This window comes from Pigmentiphaga sp. CHJ604 (genome assembly GCF_036972535.1).
GTDB lineage: Bacteria > Pseudomonadota > Gammaproteobacteria > Burkholderiales > Burkholderiaceae_B > Pigmentiphaga > Pigmentiphaga daeguensis.
Window position 1 is genome coordinate 3,784,265 of the sequence record NZ_CP136998.1, and the last position, 19,382, is coordinate 3,803,646.

Sequence of the window (19,382 nt, forward strand, 5' to 3'; positions counted from 1 at the left end):
CACAATCTGAGAAAAATTATGAGCCAAAGAAAACCGCCAGTCCAGCGCTTAGTTCCTTTTCAAACTTTCCCGCCCATGCACCAATCAAGCGCAAACTGGCTAAAACAAACGCCAAAATGGTGAATTCGAAGATTTTCTCGGGGTTTTCACCAAAACATCGAACCAATCGAGCAAATAAGGATTAGGATTGGATTGTGTACAAAACAAGACATCCTCAGGATGCCATCGTGGCAGTCGCCGCCCCTCCCGAACACAACCGAGGAACCACCATGCTTCGACCGCTTCTAGCCTCCCTGCACATCGCGGCCGCCGTCGCGATCCTTCCCGCAACGGCCAACGCACAGTCCTACCCCAGCAAGCCGGTACGGATCATCGTCCCCGCAGCCGCGGGCGGCACTTCGGACATCGTTGCCCGGCTGCTTGCGATGAAGCTGCAAGAGTCCATGGGCAAGCCTTTCATCGTGGAATACAAGGCCGGTGCCGGCACCAACCTCGGCAGCGACTACGTGGCCAAGGCGGCACCGGACGGCTACACGCTGCTGCTCAATGGCATCTCGATGGCGACGAGCCAGGTGCTATATCCCGACCTGCCGTATAACCCGCTGAAAGACCTGACACCGATCATCGAAGCCGCCGCCATGTCCAACGTGATCACGGTCAATCCCCAGTTGCCGGTCCACAACCTGAAGGAACTCATCGCGCTGGCGAAGAAGAACCCCGGCAAGTACAACTACGGCTCGCCCGGTTTCGGCAGCTCCGCCAGCCTGTCCGGCCAACTGCTCGAGATGAAGACGGGCGCCAAGCTGACGCACGTGGCCTACCAGGGCAACGCCCAGGCGACGAACGATCACCTCGCGGGGCTGCTGGAGGTCGGCTTCGTCAACCTGCCCGTGGCATTGCCGTTCGTGAAATCCGGCAAGCTGAGACCGCTGGCGGTCACATCCTCGACCCGTTCGTCGCTGTTGCCCGACGTGCCCACGGTGGCCGAGGCCCTGAACATCGACTATGAACTCACGGGCTGGTTCGGCCTGCTGGCCCCGGCCGGCACGCCCGGCGACATCATCGCCAAGCTGCACAAGGCCTCGGCCCAGGCCCTGGCCGACCCCTCCTCGCGCGAGACGATCATGAACGCGGGCGCCGAAGTGGTTGGCGGATCGAGCGCCGACTTCGCGCGCACACTGCGCGTGGACACCGAGCGCCTGACGGAGCTGGTCAAGCAATCGGGCGCCTCCGTCAACAAATAGCCCGTCCCGGGAAAGCCAGGATGCTCGAGCAGGGGTCCGTGGCACGCCTCGTGCCCGGACCTCGACGATGGACCGACCGACAACGCAGGGAGCACGTACCATGCGTAACACGCGACTCAAGGCCAGCTGCTTCGCACTCATGGTTGCCATCTCGGGTGGCGCCCACGCGGCTCAACCGGAGGACGCCTACCCCACCCGGCCGATCAGGATGATCATCGGCGGCGCGGCGGGAGGATCCTCGGATGTCTTTGCGCGCGCCATCGGCGACCACATGGCATCGACGCTCGGACAACCCGTCATCGTCGAATACAAGCCCGGAGCAGGTACGAACATCGGCACCGAATACGTCGTACGCGCCAAGCCGGACGGCTACACCATCCTCATCAACGGCTTGCCCATCGTGGCCAACCCCCATCTTTTCTCCAACCTGGGCTTCAACCCCGCGACCGACCTGGTGCCGATCTCGGGAGTCGCCAAGATGACCAACGTCATCACCGTCAACGCGTCGGTCCCGGTCAAGTCGCTGCCCGAACTGGTAGCCGAGGCCAGGAAATCGCCGGACCGGTTCGTGTACGGCTCGCCCGGCGAAGGCACCTCCAGCCACATCGCGGGCGAAATGCTGTCCGCCCGGACCGGCGCCCGATTCACCCACACGCCCTATCGCGGCAACGCCCAAGCCATGACCGACCTGCTGGGTGGCACGCTGCAGATGGGATTCGTCAACACGCCCGTGGCCGCCCCCTTCCTTAAGGAAGGCCGCCTGCGCGCGCTGGCCGTTACGTCAAAGACCCGATCGCCGCTACTGCCTGACGTGCCGACCGTGGCCGAAGCCCTGAACCTGCCGGACTTCGACTTCAACGGCTGGTTCGGCCTGTTCGCGCCCAGGGGAACGCCACCCGCGATCATCGCCCGCCTCGAACAAGCCGCCGGCAAGGCGCTGGCCGACCCCAAAGTGGACAAGATCTTCGTCGATGCCGGCGCCAGCGCCATGGAGCCCGGTGCGGCCAGCTTCGCCAAGTTCCTCACGGAGGAACGGAACAAGATCGACCCGCTGCTGGACAAGCGCAGCAAGTAGCGGCCCCGCCGACCGGAGAGCGGTCGCGCGCCGCCCTCCGCCCCTGCCTCCCCCTCCCCCGGACCGCCATTGCGCCCCACGCGCACGGTTTATTTTTTAAATAAAAATCATTATTATTCTTCTTTTTCTCGGTTCCCATGGAGGACCGATGTCGACCCTGACGCTTCGCATCTGGGCCTGGCCGCTCGCGCTTGGCATCCTCACCATCACCGGACTGCTCAGCGCCCTCGTGTCCGATACCTGGGGCGACGCCTGGTCCTGGGTCGGCCTGGGCACCCCGGTCGCAGTCATGCTCTGGTTCGGCTTGCGCCGCCGTCCCGTCCGGGCCCGCGCCCATGGATCGCCCCACCGCTCATGAACGTCTCGACCCACTCCGCCGGCACCCGCGGCCCCACCACCTTCACGAAGGACTGACGCATGTCCGCCCGCTCGCTCAAGACCTGGGCCTGGCTGCACAAATGGAGCAGCCTGGTCTGCACGGTGTTCATGCTGCTGCTGTGCCTGACGGGCCTGCCGCTGATCTTCCACCATGAAATCGGCCACCTGCTGGGAACCGAGGTCGAAGCGCCCGCGATGCAGGACGACAGTGCCCGGGTCAGCCTGGACCGCATCCTGGAAGTCGCGCATGCGCGCTACCCCGAACGGGTCATCCAGTTCGCCTCGCAAGACGAGGATGACGAGCGCATCTGGTTCGTCACGCTTACCCCCACGCCCGCCCCCACCGACGATTTCCGTTCCGTGGCGGTGGATGCGCGCACCGGCGAGATCCTGGCCGAGCCGCGCTTCGACGAAGGCTTCATGTACGTGATGCTCAAGCTGCACGTCGACCTGTTCGCGGGCCTGGCCGGCAAGCTGTTCCTGGGTTTCATGGGGCTGCTGCTGCTCATCGCCATCGTCAGCGGCACCGTCCTGTACGGTCCCTTCACGAAGAAGCTGGACTTCGGCGAGGTCCGGCGCCATCGCACCAAGCGCGTGAAATGGCTGGACCTGCACAATCTGCTGGGCATCGTGACCCTGGTCTGGGCCTTCGTCGTCGGTGGCACGGGCATGATCAATACCTGGGCCGACCTGATGATCAAGTATTGGCAGTACGATCAGCTCAGCACCCTGCTCGCGCCCTATCAGGGCCAGCCCCTCACGCCGGCGCCCGAGCGGGCCTCGCTGCAGCGGTCCATGGAAGCAGCCAAGGCGGCCGCCCCCGGCACCCGCCTGTCGTTCATCGCCTTCCCCGGCACGGCGTTCTCCAGCCCCCACCACAACACCTTCTTCCTGGCCGGCAACGAACCGCTCACCTCCAAGCTGCTGCAGCCGGTGCTGGTCGACGCCAAGACCGCCGAGGTCACCGCAGCGCCCAGGCTGCCCTGGTACCTGACGGCGCTCCTGGTCTCTCAGCCCTTGCACTTCGGCGACTACGGCGGCCTGCCCATGCAGATCATCTGGGCGCTGCTGGACATCGCGACCATCATTGTGCTTGGCAGCGGCCTGTACCTCTGGCTCAGGAAGCGGCAACCCGCCACGGCGGCGCGGCGCAAGCAGGCCACGGCGTCCGCGTGACCGCGCCGCCCCCCTTGGGGGCGCGGCGCGGGGGGCGCGGACTCGCAGCCTACATGTTGGCGATGACCGATTCCCCGAATCCCGAGCACGACACCTGGGTCGCGCCCTCCATCTGGCGCGCGAAATCGTAGGTCACGCGCTTGGACTGGATGGTTCGCTCCATGGCCGGCAGGATCAGGTCGGCCGCCTCGTGCCAGCCCATGTGCTGCAGCATCATGCGGCCCGACAGGATCTCGGAACTGGGATTGACGTAATCCTTGCCGGCGTACTTGGCGGACGTCCCGTGGGTGGCTTCGAATACGGCCACCGAATCGCTCATGTTCGCGCCCGGGGCGATGCCGGCGCCCCCGACCTGCGCGGCCAGCGCCGATGAAAGATAGTCGCCGTTCAGGTTGGGTGTGGCGATCACGTCGAACTCGACCGGGCGCAGCAGCATGGTCTGCGAGAACGTGTCGATCAGGCAGTCCTTGATCAGGACGTCCCGGCCGGTGCGCGGGTTGCGGATGCGGCAGAACGGCCCCGCGTCTATGGTCTCGGCGGCGAATTCGCGGCGGGCGATCTCGTAGCCCCAGTCCCGGAACGCGCCCTCGGTGTACTTCATGATGTTGCCCTTGTGCACCAGCGTGACCGAGCGGCGGTCGTGGTCCAGGGCATACTGGATGGCCTTGCGCACCAGGCGCTCGGTGCCCTCGCGCGAGACCGGCTTGATGCCGATGCCGGAGGTGGCCGGGAAGCGCAGGTGCTTGGCCCCGAGTTTCTCCTCCAGCACGGTGATCAGCTCCACGGCCTCGGGCGAACCCGCGGCGTACTCGATCCCGGCGTAGATGTCCTCGGAGTTCTCGCGGAAGATGACCATGTTGGTCTTCTCCGGCTGCTTCAGCGGCGACGGCACCCCGCGCAGGTACTGGATGGGCCGCAAGCAGACGTACAGGTCCAGCGCCTGCCGCATCATCACGTTCAGCGAACGGAAACCGCCGCCCGGCGGCGTGCCCAGCGGGCCCTTGATCGCGACGACGAACTCGCGCAATGCGGCCACGGTCTCGTCGGGCAGCCAGCCCCCCTCGCCATACAGCGTGGTCGCCTTGCGACCGGCGTAGATTTCCATCCAGTGGATGCGGCGGGCCTCGCCATAGGCCCTGGCCACGGCCGCATCGATCACCTTCAGCGCCACCGGCGTGATGTCGCGCCCGGTGCCGTCGCCCTCGATGTAGGCGACGATGGGCTGGTCGGGCACGTTGAGGGAGAAATCCGCGTTGACGGTGATGCGGCTGCCCTGGGCGGGCACCTGGATATGCTTGTAGGAAGACATGCGGCGTTTCCGAACGATCGTTGAAGCAAGCCGCGGCGCGGCCCTGTCACATCCCGTGGATTATCCCGTATTCGGCCGGGCGGCGCACGCGGCCGGCGGCGGGGCGGGCCCGGCGCGGCGGGTACAATGCCCGGATGATGTTCAATCCTACCCGAGACCAGGTCCGCCAGTTCTTCACCGAGACCTGGCGCAAGCATCGCGCCGGCGAAGTCCTGACGCCGCTGGAAGCCACCGCGCTGGACTGGATCCTGGAACACCCCGAATACCACGGCGACCTCGAGAACCCCGAGGCCGCCCAGGCCGACTACAGCGTCGAGGCCGGCCGCACCAACCCCTTCCTGCACCTGTCCATGCACCTGGCGATCGCCGAACAGCTCTCGATCGACCACCCGCCCGGCATCCGCGACGCCTACCAGCGGCTGGCCCAGCGCAAGGGCGCCCACGAAGCGGCGCACGAAATCATGGAATGCCTGGGCCGCGTCGTATGGGAAGCCCAGCGCCTGGGCACCCCGCTCGATACCGATGCCTATATCGAGCTGATCCGCCAGCGCGCCGGCTCGTAGGCCGCCGCATTCCCGCCACGCGGTCCTTCAGCAGGCCGGCCACGACATGGACGTCAAGCAGCTCCGATACTTCGTCGCCATTGCCCAGCAGGGCAGCCTTTCCGCGGCGGCGCGGCGCCTGCACGTGGTCCAACCGGCCTTGAGCCAGGCCCTGGCCGCCCTGGAAACCGAACTCGGCACGCCTTTATTCACCCGCGGCCCCACGGGCGTGGTCCCGACCACGTCGGGGACGGAACTGCTGCACCATGCGCTGGCCATCCTCAGGCAGATCGACCGGGCCAGGGCCGCCATCCAGTCCACCCTGGACACCGCCAGCGGCCCGGTGCGCATAGGCATCCTGCACAGCGCCGCGCCGGTCGCCTGCGCCCCGCTGTTCACCCGCCTGCGCCAGGAGGCCCCCGGCATCCAGCCCCAGTTGGTGGTGGGCTATTCCGACGCCCTGGCGCAGCGGCTGCGCCGCGGCGAACTGGACCTGGCCATGTTGGTGCTGGCCAGTGACGAGCGGGGGGAATCCGACGCGCATCTATACGAGGAAAACATCTGCCTGGTGACGCCGGCCAGCCATGCCGGCGGAACGCCGCCGGTGGAACTGCCGAGCCTCCAGGACTTTCCCCTGCTGCTGTCCATGGCACAGCCCCTGCACCAGTCGCTGCTTGCCCTGGCCCAGGCGCAGAAGCTCCGGCTGAACATCATGGGCGGCGTGGAGGACATTTCCTCGCTCCTCCTCTTGTGCGAGACTGGCCAATTCTCCACCCTGCTGCCCGAAGGACTGGCGGGCACGCTGACGCGAGGCACGTCGCTGGTCGTCCGACGCATCGCCCACCCCGCCTTTTCCCGCCGCGTGGTCGTACGCGCCTGCCCCGACCTGCCCAAGTCCCATGCCGTCATCGCGGCCGAGCGCATCATGAAGGCCACGCTGGCAAGCCAGGTTTGACTGCCCGCCATCACGCGGGGTGATGGCGCTCTCAAAACTTCCTATTACCGGTCAGCCGGCCCCAGCCGCTAGGATCTCGGCTCCGAGACCCTTCCTTCCACGAAGCAAAGCATGCGGCCCAATTTCCTGATGTTCATCGTCGACCAGCTGTGCGCCGATCACCTCGGCTGCTACGGCAACACCACGGTGCGGACCCCGAATATCGACCGGCTCGCCGAGCGGGGCTGGACCAGCTCGAACACCTACGTCGCCACGCCGATCTGCATGCCCAACCGCTCCAGCCTGATGACCGGCCGCATGCCGTCGGCCCACGGCGTCCGCCACAACGGCCTGCCGCTGGGGCTGGAAGCCGTGACCTTCCCGGAGCTGCTGCGCGAGGCGGGCTACGCCACGGCACTGATAGGCAAGTCGCATCTCCAGACCATGACGGACCATGCGCCGCTTCCCGATCCCAGGACACCCCGCCGGGCCCGCGACGGCGCCCGGCATTACCCCGGGGACTACCTGCAGGAAAGCGTCGCCAGCTGGCGCGGCCACGAATACCCCATGAGCCTGCCCTACTACGGCTTCGGCCATGCGGAGATCGGCATCGAACATGGCGACGACATCAACGGCCACTACCGGCAATGGCTGCGCGGCAAGTGCGCCGACGCGGAAACATGGATCGGCCGGTCCAATGCCCTGCCCAGCGACTACGAGCTGGCGGCGGTCGGCCAGGCCTGGCGCACGCGCGTACCCGAAGCCTTGCACCCCAGCGCGTGGGTAGCCGAGCGGACCTGCGACCGTCTGCGCGCCTATGCGCGGAACGATGCGCCGTTCTTCCTGTATGCCTCGTTTCCGGACCCGCACCATCCCTATACGCCGCCGGGCCGATACTGGGACATGTACCGTCCGGAGGACATGGCGCTGCCCGCGTCCTACCGCTCGGACACCCCGCCGCCCCACCTGGCGTGGCTGCGCCGCCAGCGCGACGCGGGGCGCGCCCACAAGACCTCCATGGCCTGCTTTGCCGCCACGGAACGAGAAGTACGAGAGGCAATCGCGCTCAACTACGGGGCCATCAGCTTCATCGACGCAAACATCGGCCGTGTACTGCAAACCCTGGAAGAATGCGGGCTGGCCGACAACACGATCGTGATCTTCACGGCCGATCATGGAGAATACGGCGGCGATCATCAGTTGCTGTTCAAGGGCTCCCTGCATTACCGCAGCCTGATACGTACACCGCTCATATGGGCCGCGCCGGACGCCCGGCGCGTGCGGGAAAACGGCCTGCTTTCGACCATCGACATCGCGCCCACGATTCTGGAAGCTGCCGGCGTCGAAGCCTGCAACGGCATGCAAGGCATGTCCTTCCTGCCCTCGATCCAGGCGCGGCCGTTCCAGGCCCGCGACGCGGTACTGATCGAAGAGGAAGGCCAACGGACCTATTTCGGCTTCGACGCCCCCGTCCGGATGCGAACCCTGGTCCATCCCCGCTACCGGCTCAGCGTGTATGACGGCGTGGAATGGGGCGAACTGTACGACCGCCTGGACGATCCGCTCGAGTGCGCCAACCTCTGGGACAGCGCCGCCCACCGCGGCATCCGCGACGCCCTGATCCAGCAGTTGCTGCGCCAGGCCATGGCGCACCCGGACACCGCCCTGTCGCCGCTGGCCGTTGCGTGACGGAAAAGATACTCACAAGGAGACAACATGCCCCGCTTCGCAACATCCTGGCTGCTTTGCGCAGGCCTTGCCCCGCTCGCCTGGCAATCACCCGCCCTGGGCGACGACTGGCCGACGCGGCCGGTCAAGCTGGTCGTCTCGCACGCGCCCGGCTCGAGCACCGACATCGTGGCGCGATACATCGCAACCCAGCTTGCCCGCGGCTGGGCCCAGCCGATCGTGATAGAAAACAAGCCCGGCGGGCAAAACATCATCGGCGCCCAGGCCGTCACCCGCGCCTCGCCTGATGGCTACACGCTGTTCTACGGCACCACCAGCGCCCTGGTCAGTAATCTTTATACGATCAAGGGACTGCCCTACGATCCCGTCAAGGACTTCGTCCCCATCCGGTTCATCGGCTACAGCCCGTTCATGATCGCAGCCACCGCGGGGCTGAAGGCATCCACGCTGAAGGAGGCCTTGTCGGCCCCCGGCAAGGACGGCACGGGCCCTCGCGTCGCGACCGAAGGCGCCAAGACCTTCTCGGGCATACTGGCCAACACATTGGAATCGATGTCAGGAGCCCGCTGGACCACGGTGCCTTATTCGAAGTCCTCGGAAGCGCTGCAGGACACCATAGCCGGCCGGACCGACCTCGTCGTCCTGCCTGCCATCGTGGTGATGAATCATGTCGGGCAAGGCCGGCTGAAGGCCCTGGCGGTCAGCACCGCATCGCGGCTGCCGTCGATGCCGGACGTTCCGGCCCTGGGAGAAACTTTTCCCGGCTTCGGACTGGCCGGTTGGCACATGCTCGCGGCCCCCGCCGGCACGCCCGCTTCCGTCGTGGCGCGCCTGAACCGGGAACTCGACACGCTGCTGGCCAAGCCGGAAATCGCCCGACACCTGGCCTCCCTGGGCCTGGACACCGATCCGGCCCTGTCCACCGCCGACCAGAACCGCCGGTTCCTGCAACAGGAACACGCCACCTGGCAACGCATCACCCGGCAGACCGGCCTGCTCCCCGAATAAGCAAGGCTCCACACAGGAGCGAAATGGAAGACTGAGGATGCGGTGGATCCGGCTTTGCCGGTCCATCCGCATCGCCCCTCGGGACCCGGCGCCGGGCCGCCCCAAGGCGGGTCCCGGCCCCTTGGGGCTGCCGCATAGCGGCTGGGGCCCACCATTCTGGGCGCGCGTCAGCGCGTAGGAGGACCCTACTACTTACGTACGGCCAGGTTGCCAGGCAGGCTGGACAGGTACGCCGCCACATCCTCGATGTCCTTGTCGGACAGTTGGACGGCGAACGCACCCATGATGGCGTTCTTGCGGATGTTGGCCGACGGCGCGGCATTGGACTGGCCCCGGCGATACGCCTTCAGCGCATGCGCGAGGTAGTCGGGATGCTGGCCCGCCAGTTGGGGATAGCTGGGATCGATGGAGGTCTTGGCATCGGCACCGTGGCAGGAGGCACAGTTGATGCGATCGAACACCGCCTTGCCGGCGGCGATGTCGCCGGCGGCCTGGGCGGCCGACAGCGAGAGCAAGGCGCTGCCGACGAGGAAGGAAAGGCGCTGGATGGTCTTCATGGTCGGACGGCTCACTTCAGGCTGGAGTAATAGGCGGCCAGATCGGCGATGTCCTGCTCGGACAGGCTCTTGGCGATGCCAACCATGGAAGGATGCGTCCGCGCGCCGCTGGCGTACTCCTTCAGCGCCGCCTCGATGTACTTGGCGTTCTGCCCAGCAATCATCGGAACGTGATAGACCTCGGGAAAGCTGGCTTTGTAGCCCGGGATGCCATGGCAGCCTATGCACATGGAATTCTTGTCACGGGCGGCATCGGCGTTGCCGGTGATGGTAGCCGGCGGGGCCGATTGGGCCACGGCCGAGCCGACGACCGCACAGGCGGCCAGGGCGGCCAACGCGGGCAGCGCCCGCTTCGTTATGCTCAACTTCATTAGAACGCTCTATCAGAATCAAGGAAATCCCGATACCGGGCGGCGAAACGACTGAGCGGCAACGCCCGGCCCCCACAGGCCAACGAAGCGTCTCCGTTTTATTCCATCGAGAAACCGTATTGTTGTACTCAGGTCCGGTTTCCGTCTTTATTTAACCCCTAATGATACATCAGGAACAACCTCCGTCCGCCGCCCCTTTTGCGGGACGGGCGCCGGTTCACCCTGCCCGTCCGGAGTTTTCTTATACTGGGTGCTTCGCCCCCGCGGGGCCCTACCGCCAGCCCGACCATGCCCCAGTCCGTCTCGCCGTCCGCCGCCCGCTTCCAGGGCACCGACACCTACGTCGCCACCGACGACCTGACGCTGGCCGTCAATGCCGCGCTCACGCTCGAGCGCCCGCTCCTGATCAAGGGCGAACCCGGCACCGGCAAGACCATGCTGGCCGAGGAAGTGGCCCGGGCGCTGGGGCGGCCGCTGCTGCAATGGCACATCAAGTCCACCACCAAGGCGCACCAGGGGCTGTACGAATACGACGCGGTCTCGCGCCTGCGCGATTCGCAGTTGGGCGACGAGAAGGTGCGCGACATCACGAACTACATCGTGCGCGGGGTGCTGTGGCAGGCCTTCGCCTCGCCCGAGCCGGTGGTGCTGCTGATCGACGAGATCGACAAGGCCGACATCGAATTCCCCAACGACCTGCTGCGCGAGCTGGACCGCATGGAATTCCACGTGTACGAAACGCGTGAAACCGTGCGTGCCGTGCACCGGCCGCTGGTCATCATCACCTCCAACAACGAGAAGGACCTGCCGGACGCCTTCCTGCGGCGCTGCTTCTTCCACTACATCCGGTTTCCCGAGAAGGAGACCATGGAACGCATCGTCGAAGTCCACTACCCCGGCCTGAAGAAGGAACTGTTGTCGGCGGCGCTGGACAGCTTCTTCCAGCTGCGCGAGACCCCGGGCCTGAAGAAGAAACCGTCCACGTCCGAACTGCTGGACTGGCTCAAGGTCCTGCTGGCCGAGGACATCCCGCCTGAAGCCTTGAAAAGCACCGACCGCGAAGCCGCCGTGCCTCCGCTGCATGGCGCGCTGCTGAAAAACGAACAAGACGTCCACCTGTTCGAACGCCTGATCCTCATGGCTAGAAGCGGCAGACGGGCATGAAATCGCATCGATCCACCCCGCGCGTCATTCAGGGTGCCGCGGATCCGGCTTCGCCGGTCCGCCAGCGCCGCCCCCTGGGCCCGGCGCCGGGCCGCCCCAAGGCGGGCCCAGGCTCCCTCGGGGGGCTGCCGCGCAGCGGCGGGGGGCTCACCGTTCGGGGCGCGCGAAGCGCGTAGGGGGGGCCTCATGCTCATTGATTTTTTTTACCATCTGCGCAAGCACCAGTTGCCGGTCTCCATCAACGAGTACCTGACGCTGCTGGAAGCGCTGTCGCGCCGGGTGATCGCGCCGTCGGTGGACGAGTTCTATCTGCTGGCCCGGATGACGCTGGTCAAGGACGAAAGCCAGTTCGACCGCTATGACCGGGCCTTCGCCAGCTACTACAAGGGCATCGAGGCGGCCGTCCCGCCGGGCAAGGAGATCCCGGCCGAATGGCTGGTGCAGCGCTTCATGCGCGAGCTGTCGCCCGAGGACAAGGCCGCGATCGAGAAGCTGGGCTGGGACAAGCTGATGGAACTGTTCCGCCAGCGGCTGGAGGAGCAGAAGGAACGCCACGAGGGCGGCAGCAAGTGGATAGGTACCGGCGGCACTTCGCCCTTCGGCAGCGGCGGCTACCACCCCGAGGGCATCCGCATCGGCCAGGACAGCGCCGGCAACCACAGCGCGGTCAAGGCCTGGGACATGCGCAGCTTCCGCGACTACGACGATCAGGTGGAACTGGGCACGCGCAACATCAAGGTGGCCCTGCGGCGGCTGCGCCGCTTCGCCCGCGAAGGCGCCGACCTGGAACTGGACCTGGACGACACCATACGCAGCACGGCGCGCAATGCCGGGCACCTGGACATCCGCATGGTGCCCGAGCGGCACAATACGGTGAAGGTGCTGATGATGCTGGACGTGGGCGGCACGATGGACAGCCACATCCAGCGGATCGAGGAACTGTTCTCGGCCGCGCGCAGCGAGTTCAAGCACCTGGAAGTCTATTATTTCCACAACTGCCTGTACGACTGGGTCTGGCAAAGCAACCGCCGGCGCCACGCCGAGCGCGCCCACACCTGGGACGTGCTGCGCAAGTACAACCCGGACTGGCGCCTGATCTTCGTCGGCGACGCCACCATGAGCCCGTACGAGATCCTGCAGCCGGGCGGTTCGGTGGAATACCACAACACCGAGGCCGGCGCGGTCTGGCTGCAGCGCATGGCCGCGGCCTATCCCCGTTTCGTCTGGCTCAATCCCGAGCCGGAGGGCCTGTGGCCCTACCGCCAATCCACCGACATCATCCGGAAACTGATGCAGGGCCGCATGTATCCCGTCACGCTGAGCGGCCTGGAACAGGCCATGCGGCTGCTGTCCAAGTAGCATCCCGGGCCGCGCGGCGGGAACGTTGTCGCGGCCCGGCACTCCAATCCACTTCCTGAACGGTTCGAGTCCGCCTATGCCATCATCGCTCACCGCCAACCGCTCCGGTCTCCTGGGCCGGGCCTTCGCCTGCGTGGCCCTGTCCGCGGCCGCCCTGCTGCCGCCGTCCACCCACGCCGCCCAGGCCCGGACGCAGGCAGCCGTCCCTGCCGGCGTACAGAAGGTCACCTCGGTCGAAGGCATCAACGAATACCGGCTGAACAACGGGTTGCGCATCCTGCTGGCACCCGACCAGTCCAAGCCGACCACTACGGTCAACATGACCTATCTCGTGGGTTCCCGCCAGGAGAACTACGGCGAAACCGGCATGGCGCACCTGCTGGAACACATGCTGTTCAAGGGCACGCCCACGATGCGCAACGCGCTGGCCGAGTTTTCGCGCCGCGGCCTGCAGGCCAACGGCAGCACCTGGACCGACCGCACGAACTATTTCGCCAGCTTCGCCGCCAACGAGGCCAACCTGGACTGGTACCTGGGCTGGCAGGCCGACGCCATGGTCAACTCGCTGATCGCGCGCAAGGACCTGGACTCGGAAATGACCGTCGTGCGCAACGAGATGGAAAGCGGCGAGAACAATCCGTTCCGTGTGCTGATGAGCAAGATGATGGCCGCGGCCTACCAGTGGCACAACTACGGCAAGACCACGATAGGCGCGCGCTCGGACGTCGAGAACGTCGACATCGGCCGCCTGCAGGCCTTCTACCGTACCTACTACCAGCCGGACAACGCCGTGCTGATCGTCTCGGGCCAGTTCGACGAGGCCAAGACGCTGGCCGTCATCGCCCGCACCTTCGGCAAGATACCCAAGCCCAAGCGCACCCTGCCGCGCCTGTACACCGAGGAACCGGTCCAGGACGGCGAGCGTAGCGTCACGCTGCGCCGCGCCGGCGGCTCGCCCATGGTCGCGGCCATGTACCACACGCCGCAGGGCGGCGCGGCCGATTCCGCGGCCATGGAAATGCTGGCCGGCATCCTGGGCGACGCGCCCTCGGGCCGGTTGTACAAGTCGCTGGTGGAAACCAAGCTGGCCGCCTCCACCTTCGGCTTCACCTTCGGCATGTACGATCCGGGCATGATCATGATGGGCGCCCAGCTGCAGCCCGGCGCCAGCCTGGATGCCGCGCGCGACAAGATGCTGGAGACCATCGAGTCCATCAAGGCGCAGCCGATCACCAGCGAAGAGCTGGAGCGCGCGCGCACCCGCTGGCTCAAGGACTGGGACATGGCCTACAGCGATCCGCAGAAGGTGGGCGTGTCGCTGTCCGAGAGCATCGCCCAGGGCGACTGGCGACTGTTCTTCGTGACCCGGGACCGTATCCGCGACCTGAAGCTGGCCGACGTGCAGCGCGTGGCGGAAAGCTACCTGCTGCAATCGAACCGCACGCTGGGCACCTACATCCCGACCGACGGTCCCCAGCGCGCTCCCGCGCCGCAGCCCCTGGACCTGCAGGCCGAGCTGAAAGGCTACAAGGGCGACACCGACTTCGTGCAGGCCGAGGCCTTCGACGCCACGCCGGCCAACATCGACGCCCGCACCCAGCGCAAGACGCTGGACCTGCCCAACGGGCCGGTCAAGCTGGCGCTGCTGCCCAAGTCGACCCGCGGCCACCTGGTCAACGCCCGCCTGGTGGTGCAGTTCGGCGATGCCGAGACGCTGCGCGGCCAGCGCGAGATCTCGCGCGCCGTGGGCGCCCTGCTCGACAACGGCACGGCCACGATGACGCGGCAGCAGATCGAGGACCGTTTCGACGCGCTGCGGGCGGACGTCGGCTTCGCCGGGGGCGGCACCAGCGCGGCGGTCGACATCTCGACCACCCGCGACAACCTGCCCGCCACGCTGGAACTGGTGCTGGACGTGCTGCGCAACGCCAACTTCCCCGAGGACCAGTTGGACGAGTACCGCCGCCGCGGCCTGGCCTCGGTGGAAAGCGCCCGCCAGGAGCCCACGGCCGTCGCGCAACAGGCCTTGGCGCGGCACGACAACCCATGGCCTGCCGACGACCTGCGCTACACCCCCAGCTTCGACGAGCAGGAGGCCGCCTACAAGGCGCTGACCCGCGATGCACTGGTGCAGTTCCATGACCGCTTCTACGGCGCGGGCCGCGTGCGGCTGGCCGCCGTGGGCGACTTCGACCCGGCGGCGGTCGAGCAGTCGCTGACCAAGGGCCTGCAAGGATGGAAGAAGGCTCCGGCCTACACGCGCGTGGACGATCCCTACCATGCGGTGCCGGCCAAGCGCTTCGACATCTCGCTGCCCGACAAGGCCAACGCCTTCTACCTGTCCACCATGCCGATCAGGCTGCAGGACACCGATCCGGACTATCCCGCGGCCATGCTGGCGAACTACCTGCTGGGCAGTTCCGAGACCTCGCGGCTGTGGATGCGGGTGCGCGAACGCGAAGGCCTGTCGTACAACGTGCGCAGCCAGCTGTCGGCCTCGTCCTACGAACCCTCGGGCCAGTGGACGCTGTACGCCATCTACGCGCCCAGCAACCGGGCGCGGCTGGAGACGGCCATCAAGGAGGAATCCGAGCGCGTCCTGCGCGAAGGCTTCAGCGCGCAAGAGGTCAAGGACGGCATCGACTCGCTGATGAACCTGCGCCACCTGGCCCGCGCGCAGGATCGGCGGCTGGCGGGTGCCTGGTCGGACTACCTGGACCTGGACCGCACCTTCGCCTTCGCGGCGGAATCCGACCGCAAGCTCAAGGCCCTGACCGCGGAGCAGGTCAACGCGGCGCTGCGCAAGTACTTCAAGCCCGAAGACTTCAGCACCGCGGTGGCGGGGACCTTCAAGCCGTAGTCCGCCCCCCGTCGGGAGGCCCGTCGCCGTCGGGCCTCCCGGCCGCATGCTGCGGCCACAGCATCTTCACCACTTCCCGGTCGCGGCCGAAGGCAAAACAGGAATCGATCTTCTCCCGTGCCCGCTCCTCGCCCATCAGCAGGGGCATGTCGCGCTGCAGCCCGCGTATGCCTTGCAAGGCCGTGGTCGCCATCGGCACCAGCATTTCCATCAAGTGGGTACAGCTGGCCGCGCCTCGCAACCGGTCCTTGACCATGGCCGTCCAGCCCCGGGCGATGCGCTCGCCGACCAGCACGCGCAGCGTGTCCGTGGCTTCCTTGCATAGCGGCCAGGGCGTCGAATCCGACGCCGCCACGATGTCCCGGATCACATACGCGTCGTCCACCGTCAGGCGTATCCACAGGTCGTGGAGCGCTTCTCCCGCGGGCAGCGGGTCGTCCGAACTCATGAGTTGGAAGGGAAAGGGCTTGCGGTCGACCAGCCGGGCTTCCACGTCGTACAGACCGTCTTCGCGGGCGTAGGTCTGCATGTCGATGACGCGGTGATGGACGGAGCGGCGGGCGGAGGGTTCCGGTAGAGGCATGATGGCAGGCTTCCTGGCTGGCGCCCAGCCATTGTAGAGGCACCGGCCCGCGCGATCGAATCGGCGGGCCCGGCCTCCATGCCAGCAACGCTAGGCTTGCGCCTCGGCCAGCACCACGGCCCGCTTGCGCCGGATGGCCGGCGCAAGCGCCAGCACGATCAACAGCGCCGTGGCGATCAGCAGCCCCAGCGAGATGGGCCGCGTGACGAACACCGAGAAATCGCCGCGCGCCACCATGAGCGTGCGCCGGAAGCTCGTCTCCATCATGGGCCCCAGCACGAAGCCCAGCAGCAACGGCACCGGCGATATCGACAGCTTGCCGAACAGGTAGCCGGCCGCGCCGAAGCAGGCGACCAGGAACACGTCCGCCACCGAATTCTGGATCGAATAGACCCCGACGCAGCAGAACACCAGGATGGCTGGATACAGCAGCCGGTACGGCACCTTGAGCAGCCGCACCCACAGTCCGATCAGCGGCAGGTTCAGGACCACCAGGATCAGGTTGCCTATCCACATCGACGCGATCAGGCCCCAGAACAGCGCGGGATGGCTGGTCATGACCTGCGGTCCCGGCTGGATGTTGTGGATGGTCATCGCGCCCAGCATCAGGGCCATGACGGCGCTGCCGGGAACGCCCAGCGTCAGCAGCGGGATGAAGTTGGTCTGCGCGGCGGCGTTGTTGGCGGCTTCGGGCGCGGCGACGCCTTCGATGGCGCCATGCCCCATTTCCGCCGACCTGGACGACAGTTTTTTCTCCAGCGTGTAGGCCGAGAAGGCGGAAATGGTCACGCCCGCTCCGGGCAGGATGCCGAGGGCCGACCCGAGCGCGGTACCCCGGACGATCGAGGGCGCCATCCTCCGGATGTCGTCCCGGGTGGGCATCAGGCTGGCGATGGGCGCCACGGCTGTCGTTCCGGAGGCCTTCTGCATTTCCAGGTTCGCCACGATCTCGGCCACGCCGAACAGGCCCATGGCGAGGCAGGTGAACTCGATGCCCTCCATCAACTGTGGAATCTCGAAGGCCAGCCGCACCGTGCCGCTGTTCACGTCGGTCCCGACCAGGCCGAGGATGATGCCGATGGCGATCATGCCCAGCGACACGTCCAGCGACTCGGAAGACAGCGCCACGGCGCCGACCAGCCCCAGCAGCATCAGCGAGAAATACTCCGCCGGCCCGAACTTGAACGCCATCTCGGCCAGCGGCGCGGCGAACGCCGCCAGCAGCAGCACGCCGACGCAGCCGGCGAAGAAGGAGGCGATGGCCGCCGTGGCGAGCGCCGGGCCCGCCCTGCCCTGCGTGGCCATGGCATGTCCATCGATCAGCGTGACTGCCGACGAGGACTCGCCCGGCAGCTTCACCAGGATGGCGGTGGTCGACCCGCCGTACTGGGCGCCGTAGTAGATGCTGGCGAGCATGATGAGCGCCGACGTGGGCGGCAGCGCATAGGTGATGGGCAGCAGCATCGCGATGGTCGGCACCGGCCCCAGCCCGGGCAGGACGCCGATCAGGGTGCCCAGCAGGCAGCCGGCGAAGGCATAGGCAAGGTTCTGCCACGACAGCGCGGTGGCGAAGCCCAGCGCCAGATGGTCCAGCAATTCCATGCGAGGCTCCTCAGTCCAGGAAGGCCGGCCACAGGTTGAACGGCAGCCCCAACCCGTGGACGAATGCGCCGACGATCAGCGCCACCATGACGGCCGCGTTGGCCAGCGCGCCGCGCCACGTGAATTCGTGGCTGGCGCGGCTGGCCACGACGACCAGCGTGGCGATCGCGAGCACCAGCCCGAGGGGTTTGAGCATGACGCCGAACAGCACCACCGATCCGGTCATCCAGGACAGCGACCGGAAGTCCCAGCGCGCCAGTTTTTCCCGCGGCGCTCCCGCCACATACGCCCGCACGGTGATGGACAGGCCCAGCGCCGCGAGCAGCAGGCCCAGCCAGAACGGGAAATAGCCGGGCCCGATGCGCGCGGGCGTGCCCATGGGATAGCCCAAGGCGAGCAGCGACGTGCCGGCCCCGAGCAATAGATACAGCAGGCCCGTGGCCAGCCTTTTTTCACTACGCGGATACATGGTCCCCTCTTCTTGGTCTTGTCGGCCGGAGCCGCGGGCGCGATGGCCCGCACCCGGTTACTGCAAGGTAATGCGCGCGGCCTTGATGACCTTGGAATAGCGCTCCAGGTCCTGCCTGAGCGACTGGTCGAACTCGGCCGGCGTGCCGCCCGCGACGCCATACCCCATGCTCTCGACCTGCGCCTTGATGTCTGGCTGGCGCAGGATCTCCATCACGTCGCGATTGATCTTCTCGATCACGGCCGCGGGCGTCTTGGCCGGCGCCAGGATGCCCTGCCAGGACTCGACGTCGAATCCCGGCACCCCGGACTCCGCCACGGTCGGCACGTCGGGCAGCGCCGGCGAGCGGTAGGAAGTCGTGACGGCCAGCGGCACGAGGCGCCCGGCCTTGATGAATTCGGTGACCGCGGCCATGGTGATCATGGTGGCGTCGATGTGCCCGCCCATGACATCGACCGCGGCCGGCCCGCCCCCGGGGTACGGGATGTAGTTGACGTCGATGCCGGTCTGCGCCTGGATCATTTCGTGAGCGATGTGAGCGATTCCACCGCTGGTGGGCAGGCCGACCGTCACCTGGCCCGGCGACTTCTTCGCCAGCGCCAGGTATTGCTGGAAGGTCTTGACTCCCAGCGTGGGCCGGACCACCAGGATCTGCGGATTGGCGATGGCCCGCACCACCCCCGAGAAATCCTTGAGCGCATAGGGCGGCTTCTTGAGCAGCGCGGTGTTCAGCACCACGGCGTCGCTGTGCAGCAGCAGGGTGTAGCCATCGGGCGCCGCCTTGGCCACCTGCGCCGCCCCGATCGAGCCGCCCGCCCCGGTGACGTTCTCCACCACCACCGCCTGGCCCCACCTGGCATTCAGTTTTTCCGCCAGCAGGCGGGCGATCTTGTCGGTGCTGCCGCCGGCCGATACCGGCACCACCATCCGGACCGTCTTGGCCGGGAAGGCGCCCGGATCGGCCGCCCGCCCCGGTCCCGCCCACGCCACGGCCAGCGCCGCGACCAGGAGCAGGCCGGACGCCGGCGCCCTGCCGCCTCGCTTCGTGTTCTTGGTCTTCAT

At 67.0% G+C, this 19,382-nt stretch carries 18 protein-coding genes; 11 read left to right on the forward strand and 7 right to left on the reverse strand.

Annotated features, from left to right (window positions below; all coding sequences use genetic code 11):
* Positions 1-269: 269 nt before the first annotated feature.
* The 4 genes from R4823_RS18210 to R4823_RS18225 all read left to right on the forward strand — a co-directional run bounded on the left by R4823_RS18210 (position 270) and on the right by R4823_RS18225 (position 3,873).
* Positions 270-1,244, forward strand: a complete 975-nt coding sequence (locus R4823_RS18210; protein WP_279818643.1) for a tripartite tricarboxylate transporter substrate binding protein — start codon at positions 270-272, stop codon at positions 1,242-1,244.
* 100 nt (positions 1,245-1,344) lie between these two features.
* Entirely contained in the window at positions 1,345-2,319 is a 975-nt protein-coding gene (locus R4823_RS18215; protein ID WP_279818646.1) for a tripartite tricarboxylate transporter substrate binding protein, read from the forward strand.
* 148 nt (positions 2,320-2,467) lie between these two features.
* Positions 2,468-2,677, forward strand: coding sequence for a hypothetical protein (locus tag R4823_RS18220; protein WP_279818651.1), 210 nt, complete (start codon positions 2,468-2,470; stop codon positions 2,675-2,677).
* A 59-nt stretch (positions 2,678-2,736) separates the two neighbouring features.
* Entirely contained in the window at positions 2,737-3,873 is a 1,137-nt protein-coding gene (locus tag R4823_RS18225; protein ID WP_087841435.1) for a PepSY domain-containing protein, read from the forward strand.
* 49 nt (positions 3,874-3,922) lie between these two features.
* Here R4823_RS18225 and icd read toward each other — a convergent pair whose 3' ends face one another.
* Complete coding sequence (gene icd / locus R4823_RS18230) at positions 3,923-5,182, reverse strand: NADP-dependent isocitrate dehydrogenase (RefSeq protein WP_087841436.1); 1,260 nt, start codon at positions 5,180-5,182, stop codon at positions 3,923-3,925.
* A 137-nt stretch (positions 5,183-5,319) separates the two neighbouring features.
* Here icd and R4823_RS18235 point away from each other — a divergent pair, with 137 nt between their 5' ends.
* The 4 genes from R4823_RS18235 to R4823_RS18250 all read left to right on the forward strand — a co-directional run bounded on the left by R4823_RS18235 (position 5,320) and on the right by R4823_RS18250 (position 9,355).
* Positions 5,320-5,745 (forward strand): DUF1841 family protein, encoded by a 426-nt coding sequence (locus tag R4823_RS18235; protein ID WP_087841529.1) that lies wholly within the window; start codon positions 5,320-5,322, stop codon positions 5,743-5,745.
* Between the two features lie 46 nt (positions 5,746-5,791).
* Complete coding sequence (locus R4823_RS18240) at positions 5,792-6,679, forward strand: LysR family transcriptional regulator (RefSeq protein ID WP_087841437.1); 888 nt, start codon at positions 5,792-5,794, stop codon at positions 6,677-6,679.
* Positions 6,680-6,790: 111 nt separating this feature from the next.
* Positions 6,791-8,347: a sulfatase-like hydrolase/transferase gene (locus R4823_RS18245; protein ID WP_087841438.1), complete on the forward strand. Its 1,557-nt coding sequence runs from the start codon at positions 6,791-6,793 to the stop codon at positions 8,345-8,347.
* A gap of 27 nt (positions 8,348-8,374) precedes the next feature.
* Positions 8,375-9,355, forward strand: a complete 981-nt coding sequence (locus R4823_RS18250) for a tripartite tricarboxylate transporter substrate-binding protein (RefSeq protein ID WP_087841439.1) — start codon at positions 8,375-8,377, stop codon at positions 9,353-9,355.
* A gap of 188 nt (positions 9,356-9,543) precedes the next feature.
* Here the strand turns inward: R4823_RS18250 and R4823_RS18255 are convergent, their stop codons facing one another.
* Together R4823_RS18255 and R4823_RS18260 are read right to left on the reverse strand one after the other, a co-directional pair.
* On the reverse strand, positions 9,544-9,912 hold the full coding sequence (locus R4823_RS18255; RefSeq protein ID WP_087841440.1) for a c-type cytochrome: 369 nt from the start codon (positions 9,910-9,912) through the stop codon (positions 9,544-9,546).
* An 11-nt stretch (positions 9,913-9,923) separates the two neighbouring features.
* Positions 9,924-10,283, reverse strand: coding sequence for a cytochrome c (locus R4823_RS18260; protein ID WP_087841441.1), 360 nt, complete (start codon positions 10,281-10,283; stop codon positions 9,924-9,926).
* 288 nt (positions 10,284-10,571) lie between these two features.
* Here R4823_RS18260 and R4823_RS18265 point away from each other — a divergent pair, with 288 nt between their 5' ends.
* The 3 genes from R4823_RS18265 to R4823_RS18275 all read left to right on the forward strand — a co-directional run bounded on the left by R4823_RS18265 (position 10,572) and on the right by R4823_RS18275 (position 15,666).
* Positions 10,572-11,447, forward strand: coding sequence for a MoxR family ATPase (locus R4823_RS18265; protein ID WP_087841442.1), 876 nt, complete (start codon positions 10,572-10,574; stop codon positions 11,445-11,447).
* 186 nt (positions 11,448-11,633) lie between these two features.
* The gene (locus R4823_RS18270; protein WP_338615680.1) at positions 11,634-12,806 is read left to right on the forward strand and encodes a hypothetical protein; all 1,173 of its coding nucleotides are present in this window, start codon (positions 11,634-11,636) and stop codon (positions 12,804-12,806) included.
* Between the two features lie 76 nt (positions 12,807-12,882).
* Entirely contained in the window at positions 12,883-15,666 is a 2,784-nt protein-coding gene (locus R4823_RS18275; RefSeq protein ID WP_338615682.1) for a pitrilysin family protein, read from the forward strand.
* Here R4823_RS18275 and R4823_RS18280 read toward each other — a convergent pair.
* The 4 genes from R4823_RS18280 to R4823_RS18295 form a co-directional block, all read right to left on the reverse strand.
* Positions 15,656-16,249 (reverse strand): DUF2889 domain-containing protein, encoded by a 594-nt coding sequence (locus tag R4823_RS18280; RefSeq protein ID WP_087841445.1) that lies wholly within the window; start codon positions 16,247-16,249, stop codon positions 15,656-15,658. The genes R4823_RS18275 and R4823_RS18280 overlap by 11 nt on opposite strands.
* Positions 16,250-16,339: 90 nt before the next feature.
* On the reverse strand, positions 16,340-17,851 hold the full coding sequence (locus tag R4823_RS18285; RefSeq protein ID WP_338615684.1) for a tripartite tricarboxylate transporter permease: 1,512 nt from the start codon (positions 17,849-17,851) through the stop codon (positions 16,340-16,342).
* 10 nt (positions 17,852-17,861) lie between these two features.
* Complete coding sequence (locus R4823_RS18290; RefSeq protein WP_279818661.1) at positions 17,862-18,320, reverse strand: tripartite tricarboxylate transporter TctB family protein; 459 nt, start codon at positions 18,318-18,320, stop codon at positions 17,862-17,864.
* A gap of 57 nt (positions 18,321-18,377) precedes the next feature.
* Complete coding sequence (locus tag R4823_RS18295; RefSeq protein WP_087841448.1) at positions 18,378-19,382, reverse strand: tripartite tricarboxylate transporter substrate binding protein; 1,005 nt, start codon at positions 19,380-19,382, stop codon at positions 18,378-18,380.